The organism is Vibrio sp. 2-2(8), assembly GCF_963888495.1.
GTDB lineage: Bacteria > Pseudomonadota > Gammaproteobacteria > Enterobacterales > Vibrionaceae > Vibrio > Vibrio anguillarum.
In genome coordinates, this window is record NZ_CAWPJM010000022.1 from 331,286 (window position 1) to 347,227 (window position 15,942).

Sequence of the window (15,942 nt, forward strand, 5' to 3'; positions counted from 1 at the left end):
CGGCTAGCTTGGACCATAGATTATAACTTAATCGCCAGCTCGACCCCCTGACGAATCGCACGCACAGCATCAAGCTCACCAGCATAATCGGCACCACCAATCACATGCATCTTCTCACCCAATGATGCCCATTTATCTTCAAAAGGACGTACCGATTCTTGCCCGGCACAAATCACAATTTTATCGGCGTCTAACAGCAAAGGATTACCGTCAAGCGTGATATGTAAACCGTCAGCGGCAATTTTTTCATAACCGACACCACCCAGTAGATTCACTCCACGCTTTTCTAAGGTGCGTTTATGGATCCAACCTGTGGTCTTACCGGGGCCTTTACCTACTCGTCCTTTGCGACGCTGCAATAGCCATACCGTTTTCTCACTCATACAATCGGGAAATGGGTACAAACCTCCGGGATAAGCAATCTCTTTATCGATGCCCCAATCATGCAGCCAATCATCAAGCGTATGCTCTGTCGGCTCAGTCAACATAGTGGCGACGTCGACACCAATTCCACCAGCACCAACAATCGCGACTTTTTCACCAACGGGTGTTTTTTCACGGATCAGCGTTTGGTAATCCACCACCTTTTCTAGGTTATCAATACCATCAATTTTTACTTTTCTCGGCTCGACACCCGACGCCATCACTACTTCATCGTACGGTTCGAGCATCTCAAAATTGACGTCAGTATCTAAATGCAGATGCACACCGGTTTGATCAATACGATTTGCAAAGTAGCGAATGGTTTCTCGAAACTCTTCTTTGCCGGGAATTTGCATCGCCAAACGGAACTGGCCACCAATGCGATCATTTTTTTCAAACAGATCAACATGATGCCCACGCTCAGCCAAGGTAGTCGCGCAAGCAAGCCCCGCCGGACCTGCGCCAATCACCGCCATTTTTTTCGGCTGAGCCGCAGGGCGAATAACCATTTCCGTTTCATAGCAGGCCCGCGGGTTAACGAGGCAACTGGCCCGTTTGCCTTTAAATACGTTATCTAAACAGGCTTGGTTACAGCCGATACACGTATTGATCAGCGCGGCTTTTCCTTGCTCGGCTTTGGCAACAAATTCTGGATCGGCAAGAAACGGGCGCGCCATCGACACCATATCCGCTTGACCCGTTGCTAATATTTTTTCTGCTTCTTCTGGAGTGTTGATGCGATTACAGGTCACGACGGGCACAGAGAGATGTGGGCGGATCTTTTCCGTTACCCAAGTAAAAGCAGCACGGGGTACTTGAGTCGCTATCGTTGGAACGCGCGCTTCATGCCAACCGATGCCCGTATTGATAATGGTCACGCCAGCTTGTTCAAGTGCCTTAGCGAGCATTAAAACCTCTTCAAAAGTGCTGCCCTCTTCGACTAAATCCAGCATTGAAAGACGGAAAATGATGATGAACTCTTTACCAACCACTGCGCGAATCGCTTTCACTATCTCAATGGGTAAACGGATACGATTTTCGTAACTACCGCCCCAATCGTCGTAACGCATGTTGGTACGTTTACAGATGAATTGGTTGATCAAATACCCTTCCGAGCCCATCACTTCCACACCATCGTATCCTGCAAGGTGAGCTAATTCAGCACTACTGGCAAAGGCATCAATGGTTTTTTTTATCTGACGAGCACTCATTTCACTCGGTGCAAAACGCGCAATAGGTGCTTTAATCGCCGAAGCACTTTGGGCAAAAGGGTGCATTGCGTATCGGCCTGCGTGCAGCAATTGCAAGGCGATTTTTCCACCTTGGCGATGCACTGCCTCAGTCACAACTTGGTGTGCACGCGCATGTTTTGCCTTGCTAAATTCAGCACTGAAAGGGTGCAGTCGACCGCGCAAATTAGGCGAAAACCCGCCCGTCACAATCAGCCCAACCCCACCTTTTGCACGCTCTTCATAAAAAGCGGCCAGCTTATGGAGCCCTTCCTTGTGCTCTTCTAATCCCGTGTGCATTGATCCCATCAATACACGGTTGCGTAACTGAGTAAATCCTAAATCCAAAGGCTCTAACAGATGTGGGTACATGGCGACTTCACTTTTATAATTATGCGTTATGGTCTGACCAGAATATTATTGCCCACAAAAAAAATCAAACAAGTGTTTACATTTTTGTAACACCGATCAATCTTGCGGTTGTTTGGGTATACTAGATCACGTAGGATGTAAGCCATTAATATCTCAAGGTTAATCCCTTGATTCATTTAAACACGCTTGCGAATAGCCGCAGTGGAGAAACAATGAAATCACTATTTCGATTTATCGGTTTGATATTTAAAGGTTTTTGGAAAATCATTACCTTTATTCGTTTAGCCTTAACCAACCTGTTCTTTTTGCTCAGTATTGCACTGATTTATTTCTTGTATGTGCATGCCGATTCTCCCCTGCCTACCATAGAAAAAGAGTCCGCATTAGTAATGAACTTATCGGGACCGATTGTTGAACAGAGTTCTTACATCAATCCGATGGATTCAATGACTGGTTCATTTTTTGGCAAAGACTTACCCAAAGAAAATGTATTATTTGATGTAGTAGAGACCATTCGCCATGCGAAAGACGATGCGAAAATCACAGGCATTGTGCTCGCTCTCGGAGAAATGCCTGAAACCAACCTCACTAAGCTACGTTACATTGCTAAAGCGTTGAACGAATTTAAAGCCACGGGCAAACCCATCTACGCGGTGGGAGATTTCTATAATCAAAGCCAATATTATTTGGCAAGCTACGCCGATAAAGTCTATTTGGCACCGGATGGCGCAGTGATGCTGAAAGGCTACAGTGCCTATTCAATGTACTACAAAACTTTGTTGGAAAAGCTGGATGTCAATACGCACGTTTTCCGTGTCGGCACTTATAAATCAGCCATTGAGCCATTTATTCGTGACGATATGTCCGACGCGGCAAAAGAGTCCGCCTCTCGCTGGTTAACGCAGTTGTGGGGAGCGTACGTTGATGACGTAGCGACCAACCGTAAGATTGACGGGAAAACGTTAAACCCATCAATGGATGAATTTCTGACGCAATTAAAAGCGACCGAGGGTGATCTCGCTGCTTTATCATTAAAATTAGGGTTAGTGGATGAATTGGCCACTCGCCAACAAATGCGCCTATCGCTCGCCGAAACATTTGGCAGCAATGGAGAAGATAGCTACAACGCCGTAGATTACTACGAATATCAAGCCACCATTAGGCCACAGTTTAACGCTGATATGGACGATGTAGCCGTAATCGTGGCTAGTGGTACCATCATGGATGGAGATCACCCACGAGGCACAGTCGGTGGTGATACCACCGCCGCATTACTTCGCCAAGCGCGTAACGATGATAAAGTCAAAGCCGTCGTATTGCGTGTGGACAGCCCAGGAGGCAGCGCCTTTGCCTCCGAAGTTATTCGTAATGAAATTCAAGCGTTAAAAGACGCAGGCAAACCGGTTGTCGTCTCAATGTCGAGCCTTGCAGCGTCTGGCGGTTATTGGATTTCAATGAGTGCGGATAAAATTATCGCGCAGCCAACCACGTTAACCGGTTCGATTGGTATTTTTAGTGTCATCACCACATTCGAAAAAGGACTCAATAAATTGGGGGTTTATACCGATGGCGTAGGAACCTCACCTTTTTCTGGTGTCGGTGTCACCACAGGGCTAACAAAAGGCGTGGCCGACGCACTGCAACTGGGCATTAACCATGGTTACCAGCGTTTCATCAGTTTGGTGGGAGAGAACCGTGGCCTTTCATTGGCACAAGTCGATCAGGTCGCGCAAGGCCGCGTATGGACAGGACAAGATGCGATGGATCATGGTTTAGTCGATCAAATAGGTGACTTTGATGATGCCATTAAGCTCGCAGCACAACTGGCAAAATTAGAGACCTACAATATTTATTGGGTAGAAGAACCCCTTTCACCCGCTGAGCAATTCTTGCAAGACATCATGAATCAAGTGCAAGTTCGCTTCGGTTTTGATGTATCAACACTAGTGCCAGCGTCGCTGCAACCTGTAGCAAAACAATGGGTGCAAGATGCCAGCTTACTCAACCATTTTAATGATCCGAAAGGGCAATATGCGTTCTGCCTAAACTGCCAAGTTCAGTAGCAATATCAATCTGTAATGACTAAAAACCATTGGGGCGCTTTGTGTTGAGCGCCCCTTTTTATATTAAGTGAATACGCTATAATCCCCCGCTCTGTTCCCCTACACGAGTGATTTCTAGCTATGGCAAGAAAACATATCTACATCGCCTACACTGGCGGTACTATCGGCATGCTAAAATCCGACCATGGTTATGTCCCTATTGCGGGCTTCATGGAAAAACAACTCGCAGGTATGCCTGAGTTTCAGCGCCCTGAAATGCCTGAGTTCACCATTCATGAATATGACCCTCTGATTGACTCCTCAGACATGACGCCTGAAGATTGGCAACAAATCGCCAACGATATTCGAGATAATTATGATAAATACGATGGCTTTGTGATTTTACATGGTACGGATACCATGGCTTACACGGCATCGGCACTCTCTTTCATGTTGGAAAACTTGGGTAAACCCGTCATTGTGACAGGCTCACAAATTCCGTTGGCCGAATTGCGCTCTGACGGACAAGCGAATTTACTTAATGCATTGCACATCGCCGCTAATTACCCCATCAATGAAGTGACGTTATTCTTCAATAATCAGTTGATGCGGGGTAACCGCAGTGTCAAATCACACGCCGATGGTTTTAATGCGTTTACCTCGCCGAACCTTCCTCCGCTGTTAGAAGCTGGGATCAATATTCAAATCAGCAGTAACGTTAAAGTTGGCGAACAGCCGCAAGGAGCCTTCCGAGTTCATAACATTACACCACAACCGATCGGTGTGATTACCATGTACCCTGGCATCTCTCACGAAGTGATCCGCAATACCTTATTACAGCCAGTCAACGCGATGATTTTGCTGACTTTTGGTGTGGGAAATGCACCTCAAAATGCGCAACTATTAGCGCATTTAAAAGAAGCCTCAGAACGTGGCGTGATCGTCATGAACTTAACTCAATGCTTAGCAGGTAAAGTCAACATGGGCGGTTACGCAACTGGCTGTGCACTTGCAGAAGCAGGCGTGATCAGCGGCTACGACATGACACCCGAAGCCGCTTTAGCCAAGCTTCACTATTTACTGAGCCAGAATCTTTCTTATGAAGAAGTGAAGCAGAAAATGCAGGAAGTATTACGTGGTGAAATGAGCTTATAGCTTTAAACACCCACAATATATTTTCCCATCATTAACAAAATCCCCAACTCAATGAATTGGGGATTTTTGTATTCTGTACAAGTCAAATAGACTCATTCGTGGTTTGGATTGACTCGAACAATATCGTCTTGTCCGTTTTGAAAGCGCTTTTTAAGCTCATTTTTTGACTTAAAACTGATTTCTCCACCAGCGGCAACTGTCATATGGTCCGCTTCTACATTATGCTTAGATTGATACAACATCACAGCTTGCATGCATGAATCTCGCTGTGTTTGTGAAAGTGGTGTACCTTCAGGCCACTTACCCGTTTCAACAGCGTGCATTAATCGCTTGTAAGCTTCGGGGGTGATGGCGTTAATGAGTTGATCGGCATCCATGGTCTATCCTTAATTAACGAATTCGTCACAAACATAACTTGCCATGATATTGAGTCAAGACAAGCCCAATAAATAAGTGTATTTGATCACAAGCTAATATTATGAATTTGATAAAAGTGCCCATGATTCTCAGCCTATCACTTCTTATAAGTGGCTGCTTTGAGAATAACAGAGATACCGACAAGCTATGTGCAGATAATCCTAATTTGCGCTGTGAAAGGCTCAATATAAATGATGGGCAATGTAGAGTTCCACGCACGGACCTCATCTGGCATCGATTTGAAGTACTTAAAAATCCAAGCGATAGCAACAAGATTAAAGAATACGGATTAGTTCAAGCTTACCGAAAATGTCTAGAGCTTGCTTCTCAAATACAAGCGATCGATCAAACCGAATTGAAACAGCGTCGCTTCGAAGCATTGGTCAACGCTGGACATGATTTAGAGACTATTGTCGATGAGCTTCACAAATCTCGCTCACCAGAGACACTCTATTTTCTTTGGAGCCAAATTGGGGACAAGCAAGCTCGCCGGGAATTCCTCCAGTTGGAAGGCAAACCTGAGCTTGAAAACGCCGAAATGCAGTATGCACTCGCTACTTTTTATGTTCAACGGGATCGAGAAAAAGCAATCTATTTGCTCCATCGAACCTTAGGACTCAGCCCAAAAGGCAGTATCAACCTTGATGCTATCAAATCTCTTGCCAGTACCAACCAAATTCTCAAACAGAAAGAAAAAGCTTACATTTGGGCGATGGTAGGAAAAACATTCAATGTGCCGGTTGCTTCAGAGACAGAACTCAAATTGCTGTACGGGTTTGATCAAGAAAAATTTGATGCACTCGACGATATCGCCGAACAAATCGTTGACGCTATCAAAAATGGACAGTTTAAACCAGAGCTCATTTCTCTCGACTTTGCCAACTAACAAAATGTAATCATAAAACAAAGAGCGGTGATAAGTTCACCGCTTTTTCACTTTTTGTTGAAAATTAACGACACTGAATTAACACAAAATCGTTCACCTGTTGTTTGAGGTCCATCGGGAAAAACATGCCCTAGATGGCTATCACACACCGCACAACGGATCTCAGTTCGAATCATTCCATGCGTTAAATCTTCAAGATAGCGGATTGCAGTATCATTGATCGGTGCATCAAAACTTGGCCAACCACACCCCGAATCATACTTATTGTTGGAGACAAATAACGGGCTGCTGCAACAGGTACACGCGTACACACCTGTGTCACGATTATGTAATAACTTGCCACTAAACGGGGCTTCTGTACCGCGTTGACGGCAAACATAAAACTCATCATCCGTTAGTCTTTCACGCCAGTATTCATCAGGCTTAACATTATTATCAATCTTCGATTTCACTTACAAAACTTCCCTTCTTCTCAATATTGAACTGGTACTTTTTATGTCAAAAACTTGCATACTCCACTCTTTGTAGCACATACTTTCTCACCATGAAATGGTAGGTATGTAATTTCTAACTGCCTTAGAAGGCTAAAGTATTTTACGCCAACTGAAAGTAAACAGAAGCGGTATAAAGTTTAAAATTTAATCACTTACGATTAATTGTGAAAAAAAGCGTCGCTTTTTTTTGACTTTAAACAAGTTAAGTCCGATTATCTGTTGCAGACATTTACTGGATTCTGTAATTTTACTACCAGTTATCTTTAATCAGAAATTAAGTTGTGGAGCAACTATAATGACTATCAAAGTAGGTATTAACGGTTTTGGCCGTATCGGTCGTTTCGTATTCCGTGCAGCGCAAGAGCGCAACGACATCGAAGTTGTAGGTATTAACGACCTTATCGACGTAGATTATATGGCATACATGTTAAAGTATGACTCAACTCATGGCCGTTTCAACGGTACTGTTGAAGTTGAAGCTGGCAACCTAGTTGTAAACGGCAAAACTGTACGTGTAACAGCTGAGCGTAACCCAGAAGATCTAAAATGGGATGCAATCGGTGTTGACGTGGTTGCTGAAGCAACAGGTCTATTCCTAGACGATGCAACCGCTCGTAAGCACATCACTGCTGGCGCGAAAAAAGTTGTTCTAACTGGTCCTTCAAAAGACGCGACTCCAATGTTCGTAATGGGTGTTAACCACGCTTCTTACGCTGGCCAAGACATCGTTTCTAACGCTTCTTGTACTACAAACTGCCTAGCACCTATCGCTAAAGTTCTTAACGACAAGTGGGGCATCGAGTCTGGTCTTATGACTACTGTTCACGCAACTACAGCGACTCAAAAAACTGTAGATGGTCCTTCTGCGAAAGACTGGCGTGGTGGTCGTGGTGCTTCTCAAAACATCATCCCATCTTCAACTGGCGCAGCTAAAGCGGTTGGCGTTGTAATCCCAGAACTAAACGGCAAACTGACTGGTATGGCTTTCCGCGTACCTACAGCGAACGTTTCTGTAGTTGACCTAACTGTTAACCTACAAAACCCAGCATCTTACGCAGAAATTTGTGCTGAAATGAAGCGCGCTTCTGAAAACGAATTCGCTGGCGTTCTAGGCTACACTGAAGATGCAGTTGTTTCTCAAGACTTCATCGGCGAAATCAACACATCTGTATTCGATGCTAAAGCTGGTATCGCACTAACTGACAAATTCGTTAAAGTTGTATCTTGGTACGACAACGAAATCGGTTACTCAAACAAAGTTCTAGACCTAATCGCTCACGTTTCTAAATAATCGTAGTGTTTAGCGAAGAAATTCGTTGAGAACAAAAAGGCGGCCATTGTGTCGCCTTTTTAGTATCTGTCCCTTTCATTAATGGGACTGCGTTAGACAATCCGAGCCATTCCTTACTCAATTATCCGGTAGGAATGGCATGAGGTATCGAATTTATGGATCTGCAATCTCTCCCTACCCTGACTTATCTTTCTGACAACGTCACTATCGTTGAGAAAGAGGGCGTTAAAATTGTTCGCGTTATTCATGACAAAGCAACCGCCGGAATTACACTGCATGGCGGCCATGTCATCTCATTCACTCCTAAAGGACAAGATGAGCTCATTTGGATGAGTGACACGGCCATTTTTGACGGTAAAGCCGCTCTAAGAGGCGGGATCCCTGTTTGTTGGCCATGGTTTGGCCGTATTGCTGCACCAGCCCATGGTTTCGCACGCACCAGTGAATGGGCATTGATTGAACATAGAGAAAACGAGCAGGGCGTCATTATCGTGCTAGGGCTCGACCATTCGCCCCAAACACTGACTATTTGGCCATTTCAATTCCAAACCCGTCTTTATGTTGAAATCGGTGACAAGTTAAAAGTCACTTTAGAAACGACCAATACGGATGAGAAAGCATGGACGTTTTCTGCAGCGCTGCACAGCTACCTCAAGGTTGGTAATATTACCCAGACCACTACTACAGGTATGGGCGTTGAATATATAGACAGCTTACAAGATGCAAAAATGTGTCAAGGTGGTTCAACACTGGTCCTCACCGATACGATTGATCGCGTCTATACCGCACCTGAAGCACAAATTCAGGTCCAAGATCCTGTTTTGAATCGCACGTTAGTGGTTGAAAACTCTGGGCACAACTCTGCCGTCTTGTGGAATCCATGGGCTCAAGGCGCTCAATCAATGGCAGATATGCCTGACGATGGTTATCAAACGATGCTGTGTGTTGAATCTACACTGCATGCCCCTTGCTTATCCGCTGGAAAAACCTTGCAACCAGGTGAAAGCCATCAGCTCGTCACGACGGTTTTTTCCAACTAAGCTTTTTGGCGAATTTTCCGTCATCATACTCATGCTGAGGGCAGTGAAATCACGCTGTCCTTTTTATTTCTAGCCGCAGACGCTAAACTGGCACCTTTGTTTTTCAAGCGAGATCTTCATGGCGTATCTGTGCCCCCTTTGCCAGCAACCTCTGTTGCAACAGCAGCAAATATTGAAATGTGAAAATAATCATCAATTTGATATAGCCAAAGAGGGCTACGTCAATTTGATGCCTGCACATCATAAACGCTCAAAAGATCCGGGTGATAATAAAGAGATGATGCAAGCTCGTCGCCGTTTTCTTGAAGGTGGACATTACGATCTGATGCGTCAGACGGTCGCTCAGTTGTGCAGTAAGTATCTGCAAGATTCTTCTTATCAGTTTTTAGACATCGGCTGCGGCGAAGGTTACTACACCCAATTTGTCGCTCAAACGCTTGCACAACACTCGACACAATCGGTCACCTATGGGTTAGATATCTCTAAAATCGCCGTCCGTTATGCAGCAAAGCGCTACCCTATGGTCAACTTTGTCGTTGCCTCCAGCCACCGCTTGCCCTTTGACGATGCTTCCCTAGCCGGTATATTACGAATTTATGCGCCCTGTAAAGCGCAAGAGCTTTACCGCTGCATTCAAAACCAAGGAGTGGTGATTACCGTTACACCCGCGGCAAGGCACCTCTATCAGTTAAAAGAAGGGATCTATCCTAATGTTCAACTGCATGATGAAACCGCAGAAGAGATAGCTGGGTTTACACTAGTAGAGCAACAAAAACTGCACTACACCATGGCATTAAGTGGTAACGATGCTTTTGATTTATTACAGATGACGCCGTTTGCATGGCGGGCCAGTGATGAGCTAAGAGCGCAATTAAAGCAAGCTGAGCAATTTAATTGTGAGGCCGATTTTATGATCAGCGTTTACCGCAAAGTTAGTTGATAATAATTCTCATTATATTGCAAATCCATAGTGTCTCCATTATTATGCCAAATTCAAAATGGAGACATTCATGCGCTTAGTTACTTCTCTGGCTCTACTATTACCACTTTTTGGCTGTGCTTCGCACCAGCCGAAGCCCATTGCTCACTTTTATGATTACCAATTATCCACCTCTAGCGGCAAACCATTGAGTCTCAATTCGCTGCCGAATGAGATAAAAAATGCCGATATCATTTTAGTCGGTGAGTGGCATACACACCCAGCCATTCATCGCTTCCAAACCGAGCTATTGGCACAACTCAGCCGCGAAAACACCCATGTTGCCTTGTCTATGGAACAATTTTCACGCGATGAGCAAGAGATACTGAACCGCTATCTAGCAGGAGAAATCGGCGAACAATACCTTATTTCTCAGACCAGAGCGTGGCCAAACTACCAAAGTGACTACCGCCCACTGGTTGAATTTGCAAAATCACAGCAGTTGGATGTCATTGCCGCTAATGCGCCTAAACCTTTCGTACGTTGTATCGGCAAAGTAGGGATCAAATACCTTGATAAATTAACGCCAGTAGAGCGGGCTCAGGTTGCACACCAAATTGACACCTCAGCCTCTCCATACAAAGCGAAGTTCATGGAATCAATGCACCACGGTTCAAAAGAGCAAACTGAAAAACAGTACGCAGCTCAGGTCGCTTGGGATGAAACGATGGCAGAAAGCATGGTGGATTATTTACAAAACCACCCGACAGCTCAGGTGATGCACATCGCAGGCAAGTTCCACACCGAGCAGGGTTTAGGCACGGCGCATTCTATCCTTCGTCGAAATCCTGATTTAAAGGTTGCCATCATCACGCCCGTAGAGGATACCCAGGCGTCGTATCCGGATTTCCAACTCACTGTACTGCCAATTCCCACCGCCTATGTTCAAGCAGAGCATCGTATGCAAGCCTATCAACAGATAAAGAATCGCAACACAGATCTCACTTGCGACTAATTAGCGGCGAATAACGGGCCTGCTTATTCTTTTCATATAAAGTAGGCGCGTTTTTTGCTTGTACATACTTCATACAAATTGCGAATTTTTTGCACAAGTTTTTCATAAATCTGTCGATACATTAACTGATGGCATTTATAGGAGAGAAGTATGACACCGGTAGGGACAAGCTCAGCGCAACTGCATTCACTCCAGCAAGTTAAGGCTCAAGCAAATTCTACAGCGGCATCCCCCCCCTCTGCCCCGCTCAAAGTGGAGCAGAATACCGTCACTTTGTCTGATGAAGGCAAAGCCTTGCTCGCAGCGCTGCAACAACTCGACAAAGAGAGTAAGTTAGAAAACAAAGAGAAAACTGTGACTGGCAAAGTGGAATCATTTGCTCATGGTGCTTTGGGATTAGATCATCCAGATAAAAAACCAGAAGAAGATGATAGCTCCTATTCCGCAGGGAAATATTTTTCCGCCGCGGCAACAGTAGGAGGTTTGTTACTGCTTCTCTAGTCTTTTAGATTTCTATTGGATATTAATTGCGGTTTGGATGGTTGATGATGTGGTCCTCCCAGTCGATAACATCAATCTCATAAACGACTTTGTTGCGAACACTTTCTTGCGCGGCGTGCATCGCCTCTTTGGAGCCGGTAATCAAAGGATGCCATTGCGGCAATGTTTTGCCTTCTGACAGTACACGATAGGCGCACGTATCCGGCAACCAGTTAAATTCATCAATTTTATCACGCGTCAGTTTTAAGCACTCCTCACCAGAATTGAAACGGTTTGGATAATCCTTGCATGAGCAGGTATCGCTGTTTAACCAACTGCAAGCGACATTGGTGTAATAGACCTCATCACTATCTTCATCCATTAACTTGTGTAAGCAGCACTTACCGCATCCATCACAAAGCGACTCCCACTCCGATTCCGTCATTTGTTCTAATTTCTTATTTTGCCAGAATGGTGTGCTCATGAGTCTCTATACTTACTTAACGAATGGGGTGCGTGTTATACCTCCACACCAACCAAAGTTCAAGGATAAAAACGGCTTGTTAATTTAGGAAGCTATTGCTGTACACTTCGGTCACATCTGCTAGGATCGTCACCCTTTTCTTTTTACTGGTACTCAATTATGGAATGCAGACTTGGTTGTGGTGCGTGTTGTATCGCCCCTAGTATTTCTTCCTCCATCCCGGGTATGGAGCAAGGAAAGCCAGCAGGTGTACGTTGCATTCAACTTAATGACGCTAATTTGTGCAAGTTATTTGGTAAGCCTGAACGTCCAAAAGTATGCCACGAATTTAAGCCTTGCCCGATGGTCTGTGGCAACACGAACCAAGAAGCTTTGAGCAACATTACCGAACTCGAAAAAATCACTTGATGGCACTGCTTTGTTTGCCTTAATTGATGGCGTCACTCAAAATTGCCCCAGCAGCTAGGGCAATGATTCGAAAGGTACTACAGCTTTTGTCTGCCAAGCAAAGAGTGTGATAGCGTCGTGCCATCAACAAGCTCAAGCTCACCGCCAACAGGCACACCATGAGCAATACGGCTCGCAGAGACTTGATGGGCGCGACATAATTCCGCAATGTAGTGCGCGGTCGCTTCCCCTTCAACGGTTGGGTTAGTGGCAAGAATGACTTCGGCAATGCCACCACGTTGCAAACGGTAATCCAGCGTATCTAAACCAATATCACTCGGGCCGATACCATCTAAAGGTGATAAGTGCCCCATCAGCACAAAATAACGTCCAGAATATTGGCCTGTAGCTTCAATGGCCGCAATATCAGCAGGGCTTTCGACTACACAGAGTTGGCCGTTATCCTGCCGCTTAGGGTTGCTACAAATATGACAAGTTTCTTCTTCAGTGAAAGTTCGGCATTCACTGCAATGTCCAATTTCTGTCATGGCTTGGCTTAAAGCATCGGCGAGCTGTAAGCCGCCTTTTCTATCGCGCTGTAACAAATGAAAGGCCATACGCTGTGCTGACTTGGGACCCACCCCAGGCAGACAACGTAAGGCCTCCATCAAATGCTCCAGCATATGACTGGTACGCATTAGTAACCTATTTTGTTTGTTAAAAAGGTCGTTCGTTAAAACGGCATCTTCATACCTGGTGGTAATTGCATACCGCCAGTGACAGAAGCCATTTTTTCTTTTTGAGTCTCTTCCACGCGGCGCGCAGCATCATTGAAAGCGGCGGCAATCAGATCTTCTAGCATCTCTTTGTCGTCTTCCATTAAGCTTTCATCAATCTCTACACGGCGTACGCTGTGGCTACCAGTAATGGTCACTTTTACCAGACCAGCACCAGACTCACCAACCACTTCCATATTCGCAATTTCTTCTTGTAGCTTTTGCATGCGCTCTTGCATTTGTTGGGCTTGCTTCATTAGGTTGCCCATACCGCCTTTACCAAACATGTTTATCTCTCTGGTTGAATTGAGTGTTTCACATAAGGTGGGGTCATAACATATAGATTCAACCCCACACTCGCTTAATTGATTAAATCGGCCGCACACTGTCACGATCCAGTTCCGCATCAAAACGTCGCTTGAAGAACATTACGTGAGGGTCGGCCTCCAAGCTATTCAATGCTTGCTCTAATTTGAGTTGGTAAAGACGCTCTCTAAGCTCCAATGGCGTCTCACCTTGCTCACCAATTGTCACGCTAAGGTGGCACTCTTCAGCTAATGTCTCATTGAGCGCTTCTAACAACTCGCTTTGTGCTTTATCGGTATTAAGATGGGCCTGACTTGGCCGCAGCACTAGCTCAATTGATGAGCCCGATTTGTGGTAGACAGAATTAAGTGCTAATTGTTCCACTAACTTGGCAATATCGAGCTGGTGGATCAGAGCTGCCCACTCATCTTGTTCTATCGATTCTGCAAGTAACTTTTCTGCCATCTCTGGCGTTTTAATATGTTCTAGCGCTTGCTTAATTTGTGTCGGTGTCAGCTCTGTTTTTTGTTGTTCAACCACCACAGGTTGCAGCGTTGGACGCCACTGATAAGGCTCGTTGTCCAAAGTTGGGACAGCTTCAGGAGCGGATGTTGACAAAGGCGACACTCGAGCTGATTTTCCATGCGAGGCAACACGCTCAAGCACAGATTCAGATTTAGTCGATGCCGCATTAGGCTTTTTTGTCCCGTTGCTCTTTGTTTCATTCACTCCTTTTGCTGGCAGAGCAACCCCTTGGCGCTGTGAACGCAACTGGTGTCGCAGCCCTGCAATCGGTGAGGGACGTGGAGCTGAAGAAGGTGCCGATGGTTGAGGAACTGGTGCAGGCTCATACGATTCTGGGGCATATTCCATTGCACTGGACATGTCATCATTCATATCCGCATAGCGGTTATCGTAATCTTGAACGATGCCATAATCAGGCTGAGTATCCTCATGCCTTTGTGGCTCATTAACCTGACTGTCCGATACGGGAGCCGCCGACGTTTGCTTAGGTTCAGTTAGAGGCGTTGCCGCTGATGCGGGTTGTAGTGAAGGAGTGCCGTGGCTTGGCACTGCGACATCTGAACTCACTTCAGTACTGAACGTATTCACCAACGATACAGAAGCAGGACGAAACGCCATCATACGCAGCACAATCATTTCCAGCCCCGTTCGAGCGGTTGGCGAGAGTGCTAAATCTTCACGTCCTTTTAAAGCAATTTGATAATAGAGCTGCACATCTTGTGGGCTCAGCGCTTTGCTAAGCAGTTGTACCTTCTCTGCATCGGGTTGGGTTTTGTCCAGTGTTGCTGGCAACGCTTGATACATCGCAATACGGTGTAACTGCGCCGAGAGTTGTTGTAGTAATCCATCCCAATCCACACCATTTTGTGCTAAATGTGCAACGCTATCCATCGCCGTTTGAGGCTGTTTACTGCTAATGGCTTGCAGTAAATGGAGTGCTTGATCTGTGTCTAGCGTGCCAAGCATTGGGGCGACTACATCGGCCATCACCTGGTTATTACCTAGTGCTATCGCTTGATCAGTTAAGCTAAGTGCATCACGCATACTGCCATCGGCAGCATGAGCGATCATTCTTAATGCTCTCGTTTCACAAGGGATCTGCTCTGCCGCTAAAACATGCTCAAGCTGATCGTGGATATTTTCAACACTGATCGGCTTAAGATGAAACTGTAAGCAGCGCGATAAAATCGTAACCGGCAGCTTTTGCGGATCTGTCGTAGCGAGCAAGAATTTCACATACTCAGGCGGCTCTTCCAACGTTTTAAGCAAAGCGTTAAAACTGTGGCGCGACAGCATGTGTACTTCATCGATTAAGTACACCTTGAAGCGACCGCGAGCAGGCTTGTATTGCACGTTATCAAGTAATTCGCGCGTATCTTCGACTTTGGTTCGTGATGCCGCATCTATTTCTAAAAGATCAACAAAACGGCCTTGGTCAATCTCTCGGCAAGTGTCACATTGGCCACAAGGTGTGGCCGTAATACCTGTTTCACAGTTTAACCCCTTGGCAAACAAGCGACCAATCGTCGTCTTGCCGACACCACGTGTACCGCTGAATAAATACGCATGGTGCAATCTATTTTGGGCCAACGCATTTTCTAGTGCAGTTAAGACATGTGCTTGTCCCACCACCTCATTAAATTTTGTTGGTCGCCATTTTCGCGCTAAGGCAAGATAACTCATGAGTACGTCCAGTTGATT

At 45.5% G+C, this 15,942-nt stretch carries 16 protein-coding genes; 9 read left to right on the forward strand and 7 right to left on the reverse strand.

The genetic code is table 11. The features are described 5' to 3' along the window. Window positions 1-20: 20 nt before the first annotated feature. Window positions 21-2,024 carry an NADPH-dependent 2,4-dienoyl-CoA reductase gene (locus AACV12_RS07900; RefSeq protein WP_019282282.1) on the reverse strand — a complete coding sequence of 668 codons (2,004 nt, stop codon included), beginning with the start codon at window positions 2,022-2,024 and terminating at the stop codon, window positions 21-23. A gap of 212 nt (window positions 2,025-2,236) precedes the next feature. On the opposite strand from AACV12_RS07900, the gene sppA reads away from it, so the two are divergent. Then, complete coding sequence (sppA, locus tag AACV12_RS07905) at window positions 2,237-4,087, forward strand: signal peptide peptidase SppA (RefSeq protein WP_170900140.1); 1,851 nt, start codon at window positions 2,237-2,239, stop codon at window positions 4,085-4,087. A gap of 120 nt (window positions 4,088-4,207) precedes the next feature. Continuing rightward, window positions 4,208-5,221, forward strand: coding sequence for an asparaginase (gene ansA / locus AACV12_RS07910; protein WP_013857225.1), 1,014 nt, complete (start codon window positions 4,208-4,210; stop codon window positions 5,219-5,221). A gap of 92 nt (window positions 5,222-5,313) precedes the next feature. Here ansA and AACV12_RS07915 read toward each other — a convergent pair whose 3' ends face one another. Then, on the reverse strand, window positions 5,314-5,598 hold the full coding sequence (locus AACV12_RS07915) for a YeaC family protein (protein WP_013857226.1): 285 nt from the start codon (window positions 5,596-5,598) through the stop codon (window positions 5,314-5,316). Between the two features lie 101 nt (window positions 5,599-5,699). On the opposite strand from AACV12_RS07915, the gene AACV12_RS07920 reads away from it, so the two are divergent. Then, window positions 5,700-6,524 carry a DUF2989 domain-containing protein gene (locus AACV12_RS07920; RefSeq protein ID WP_170900141.1) on the forward strand — a complete coding sequence of 275 codons (825 nt, stop codon included), beginning with the start codon at window positions 5,700-5,702 and terminating at the stop codon, window positions 6,522-6,524. A 47-nt stretch (window positions 6,525-6,571) separates the two neighbouring features. Here the strand turns inward: AACV12_RS07920 and msrB are convergent, their stop codons facing one another. Next, window positions 6,572-6,976 (reverse strand): peptide-methionine (R)-S-oxide reductase MsrB, encoded by a 405-nt coding sequence (gene msrB / locus AACV12_RS07925; protein ID WP_094163341.1) that lies wholly within the window; start codon window positions 6,974-6,976, stop codon window positions 6,572-6,574. 337 nt (window positions 6,977-7,313) lie between these two features. Here msrB and gap point away from each other — a divergent pair, with 337 nt between their 5' ends. The 5 genes from gap to AACV12_RS07950 all read left to right on the forward strand — a co-directional run bounded on the left by gap (window position 7,314) and on the right by AACV12_RS07950 (window position 11,784). Then, the gene (gene gap, locus AACV12_RS07930; RefSeq protein ID WP_010317219.1) at window positions 7,314-8,309 is read left to right on the forward strand and encodes a type I glyceraldehyde-3-phosphate dehydrogenase; all 996 of its coding nucleotides are present in this window, start codon (window positions 7,314-7,316) and stop codon (window positions 8,307-8,309) included. A 155-nt stretch (window positions 8,310-8,464) separates the two neighbouring features. Beyond that, window positions 8,465-9,349, forward strand: coding sequence for a D-hexose-6-phosphate mutarotase (locus AACV12_RS07935; RefSeq protein ID WP_170900142.1), 885 nt, complete (start codon window positions 8,465-8,467; stop codon window positions 9,347-9,349). 118 nt (window positions 9,350-9,467) lie between these two features. Continuing rightward, window positions 9,468-10,289 (forward strand): 23S rRNA (guanine(745)-N(1))-methyltransferase, encoded by an 822-nt coding sequence (gene rlmA / locus AACV12_RS07940; RefSeq protein WP_017047803.1) that lies wholly within the window; start codon window positions 9,468-9,470, stop codon window positions 10,287-10,289. A 70-nt stretch (window positions 10,290-10,359) separates the two neighbouring features. Beyond that, a complete protein-coding gene (locus tag AACV12_RS07945; protein ID WP_249371321.1) occupies window positions 10,360-11,283 on the forward strand; it encodes a ChaN family lipoprotein in 924 nt (307 codons plus the stop codon). Window positions 11,284-11,433: 150 nt separating this feature from the next. Next, the gene (locus AACV12_RS07950) at window positions 11,434-11,784 is read left to right on the forward strand and encodes a hypothetical protein (RefSeq protein ID WP_017044563.1); all 351 of its coding nucleotides are present in this window, start codon (window positions 11,434-11,436) and stop codon (window positions 11,782-11,784) included. Window positions 11,785-11,806: 22 nt separating this feature from the next. On the opposite strand, the gene AACV12_RS07955 is transcribed toward AACV12_RS07950, so the two are convergent. Then, window positions 11,807-12,247: a YcgN family cysteine cluster protein gene (locus tag AACV12_RS07955; protein WP_010317229.1), complete on the reverse strand. Its 441-nt coding sequence runs from the start codon at window positions 12,245-12,247 to the stop codon at window positions 11,807-11,809. A gap of 159 nt (window positions 12,248-12,406) precedes the next feature. Here AACV12_RS07955 and AACV12_RS07960 point away from each other — a divergent pair, with 159 nt between their 5' ends. Then, a complete protein-coding gene (locus AACV12_RS07960; RefSeq protein WP_013857235.1) occupies window positions 12,407-12,655 on the forward strand; it encodes a YkgJ family cysteine cluster protein in 249 nt (82 codons plus the stop codon). 77 nt (window positions 12,656-12,732) lie between these two features. On the opposite strand, the gene recR is transcribed toward AACV12_RS07960, so the two are convergent. From recR to dnaX, 3 genes are all read right to left on the reverse strand, one after another. Next, complete coding sequence (gene recR / locus AACV12_RS07965) at window positions 12,733-13,332, reverse strand: recombination mediator RecR (RefSeq protein WP_013857236.1); 600 nt, start codon at window positions 13,330-13,332, stop codon at window positions 12,733-12,735. Window positions 13,333-13,367: 35 nt separating this feature from the next. After that, on the reverse strand, window positions 13,368-13,697 hold the full coding sequence (locus tag AACV12_RS07970) for a YbaB/EbfC family nucleoid-associated protein (RefSeq protein ID WP_013857237.1): 330 nt from the start codon (window positions 13,695-13,697) through the stop codon (window positions 13,368-13,370). Between the two features lie 82 nt (window positions 13,698-13,779). Next, entirely contained in the window at window positions 13,780-15,924 is a 2,145-nt protein-coding gene (gene dnaX, locus AACV12_RS07975) for a DNA polymerase III subunit gamma/tau (RefSeq protein WP_170900144.1), read from the reverse strand. Window positions 15,925-15,942 lie beyond the last annotated feature (18 nt).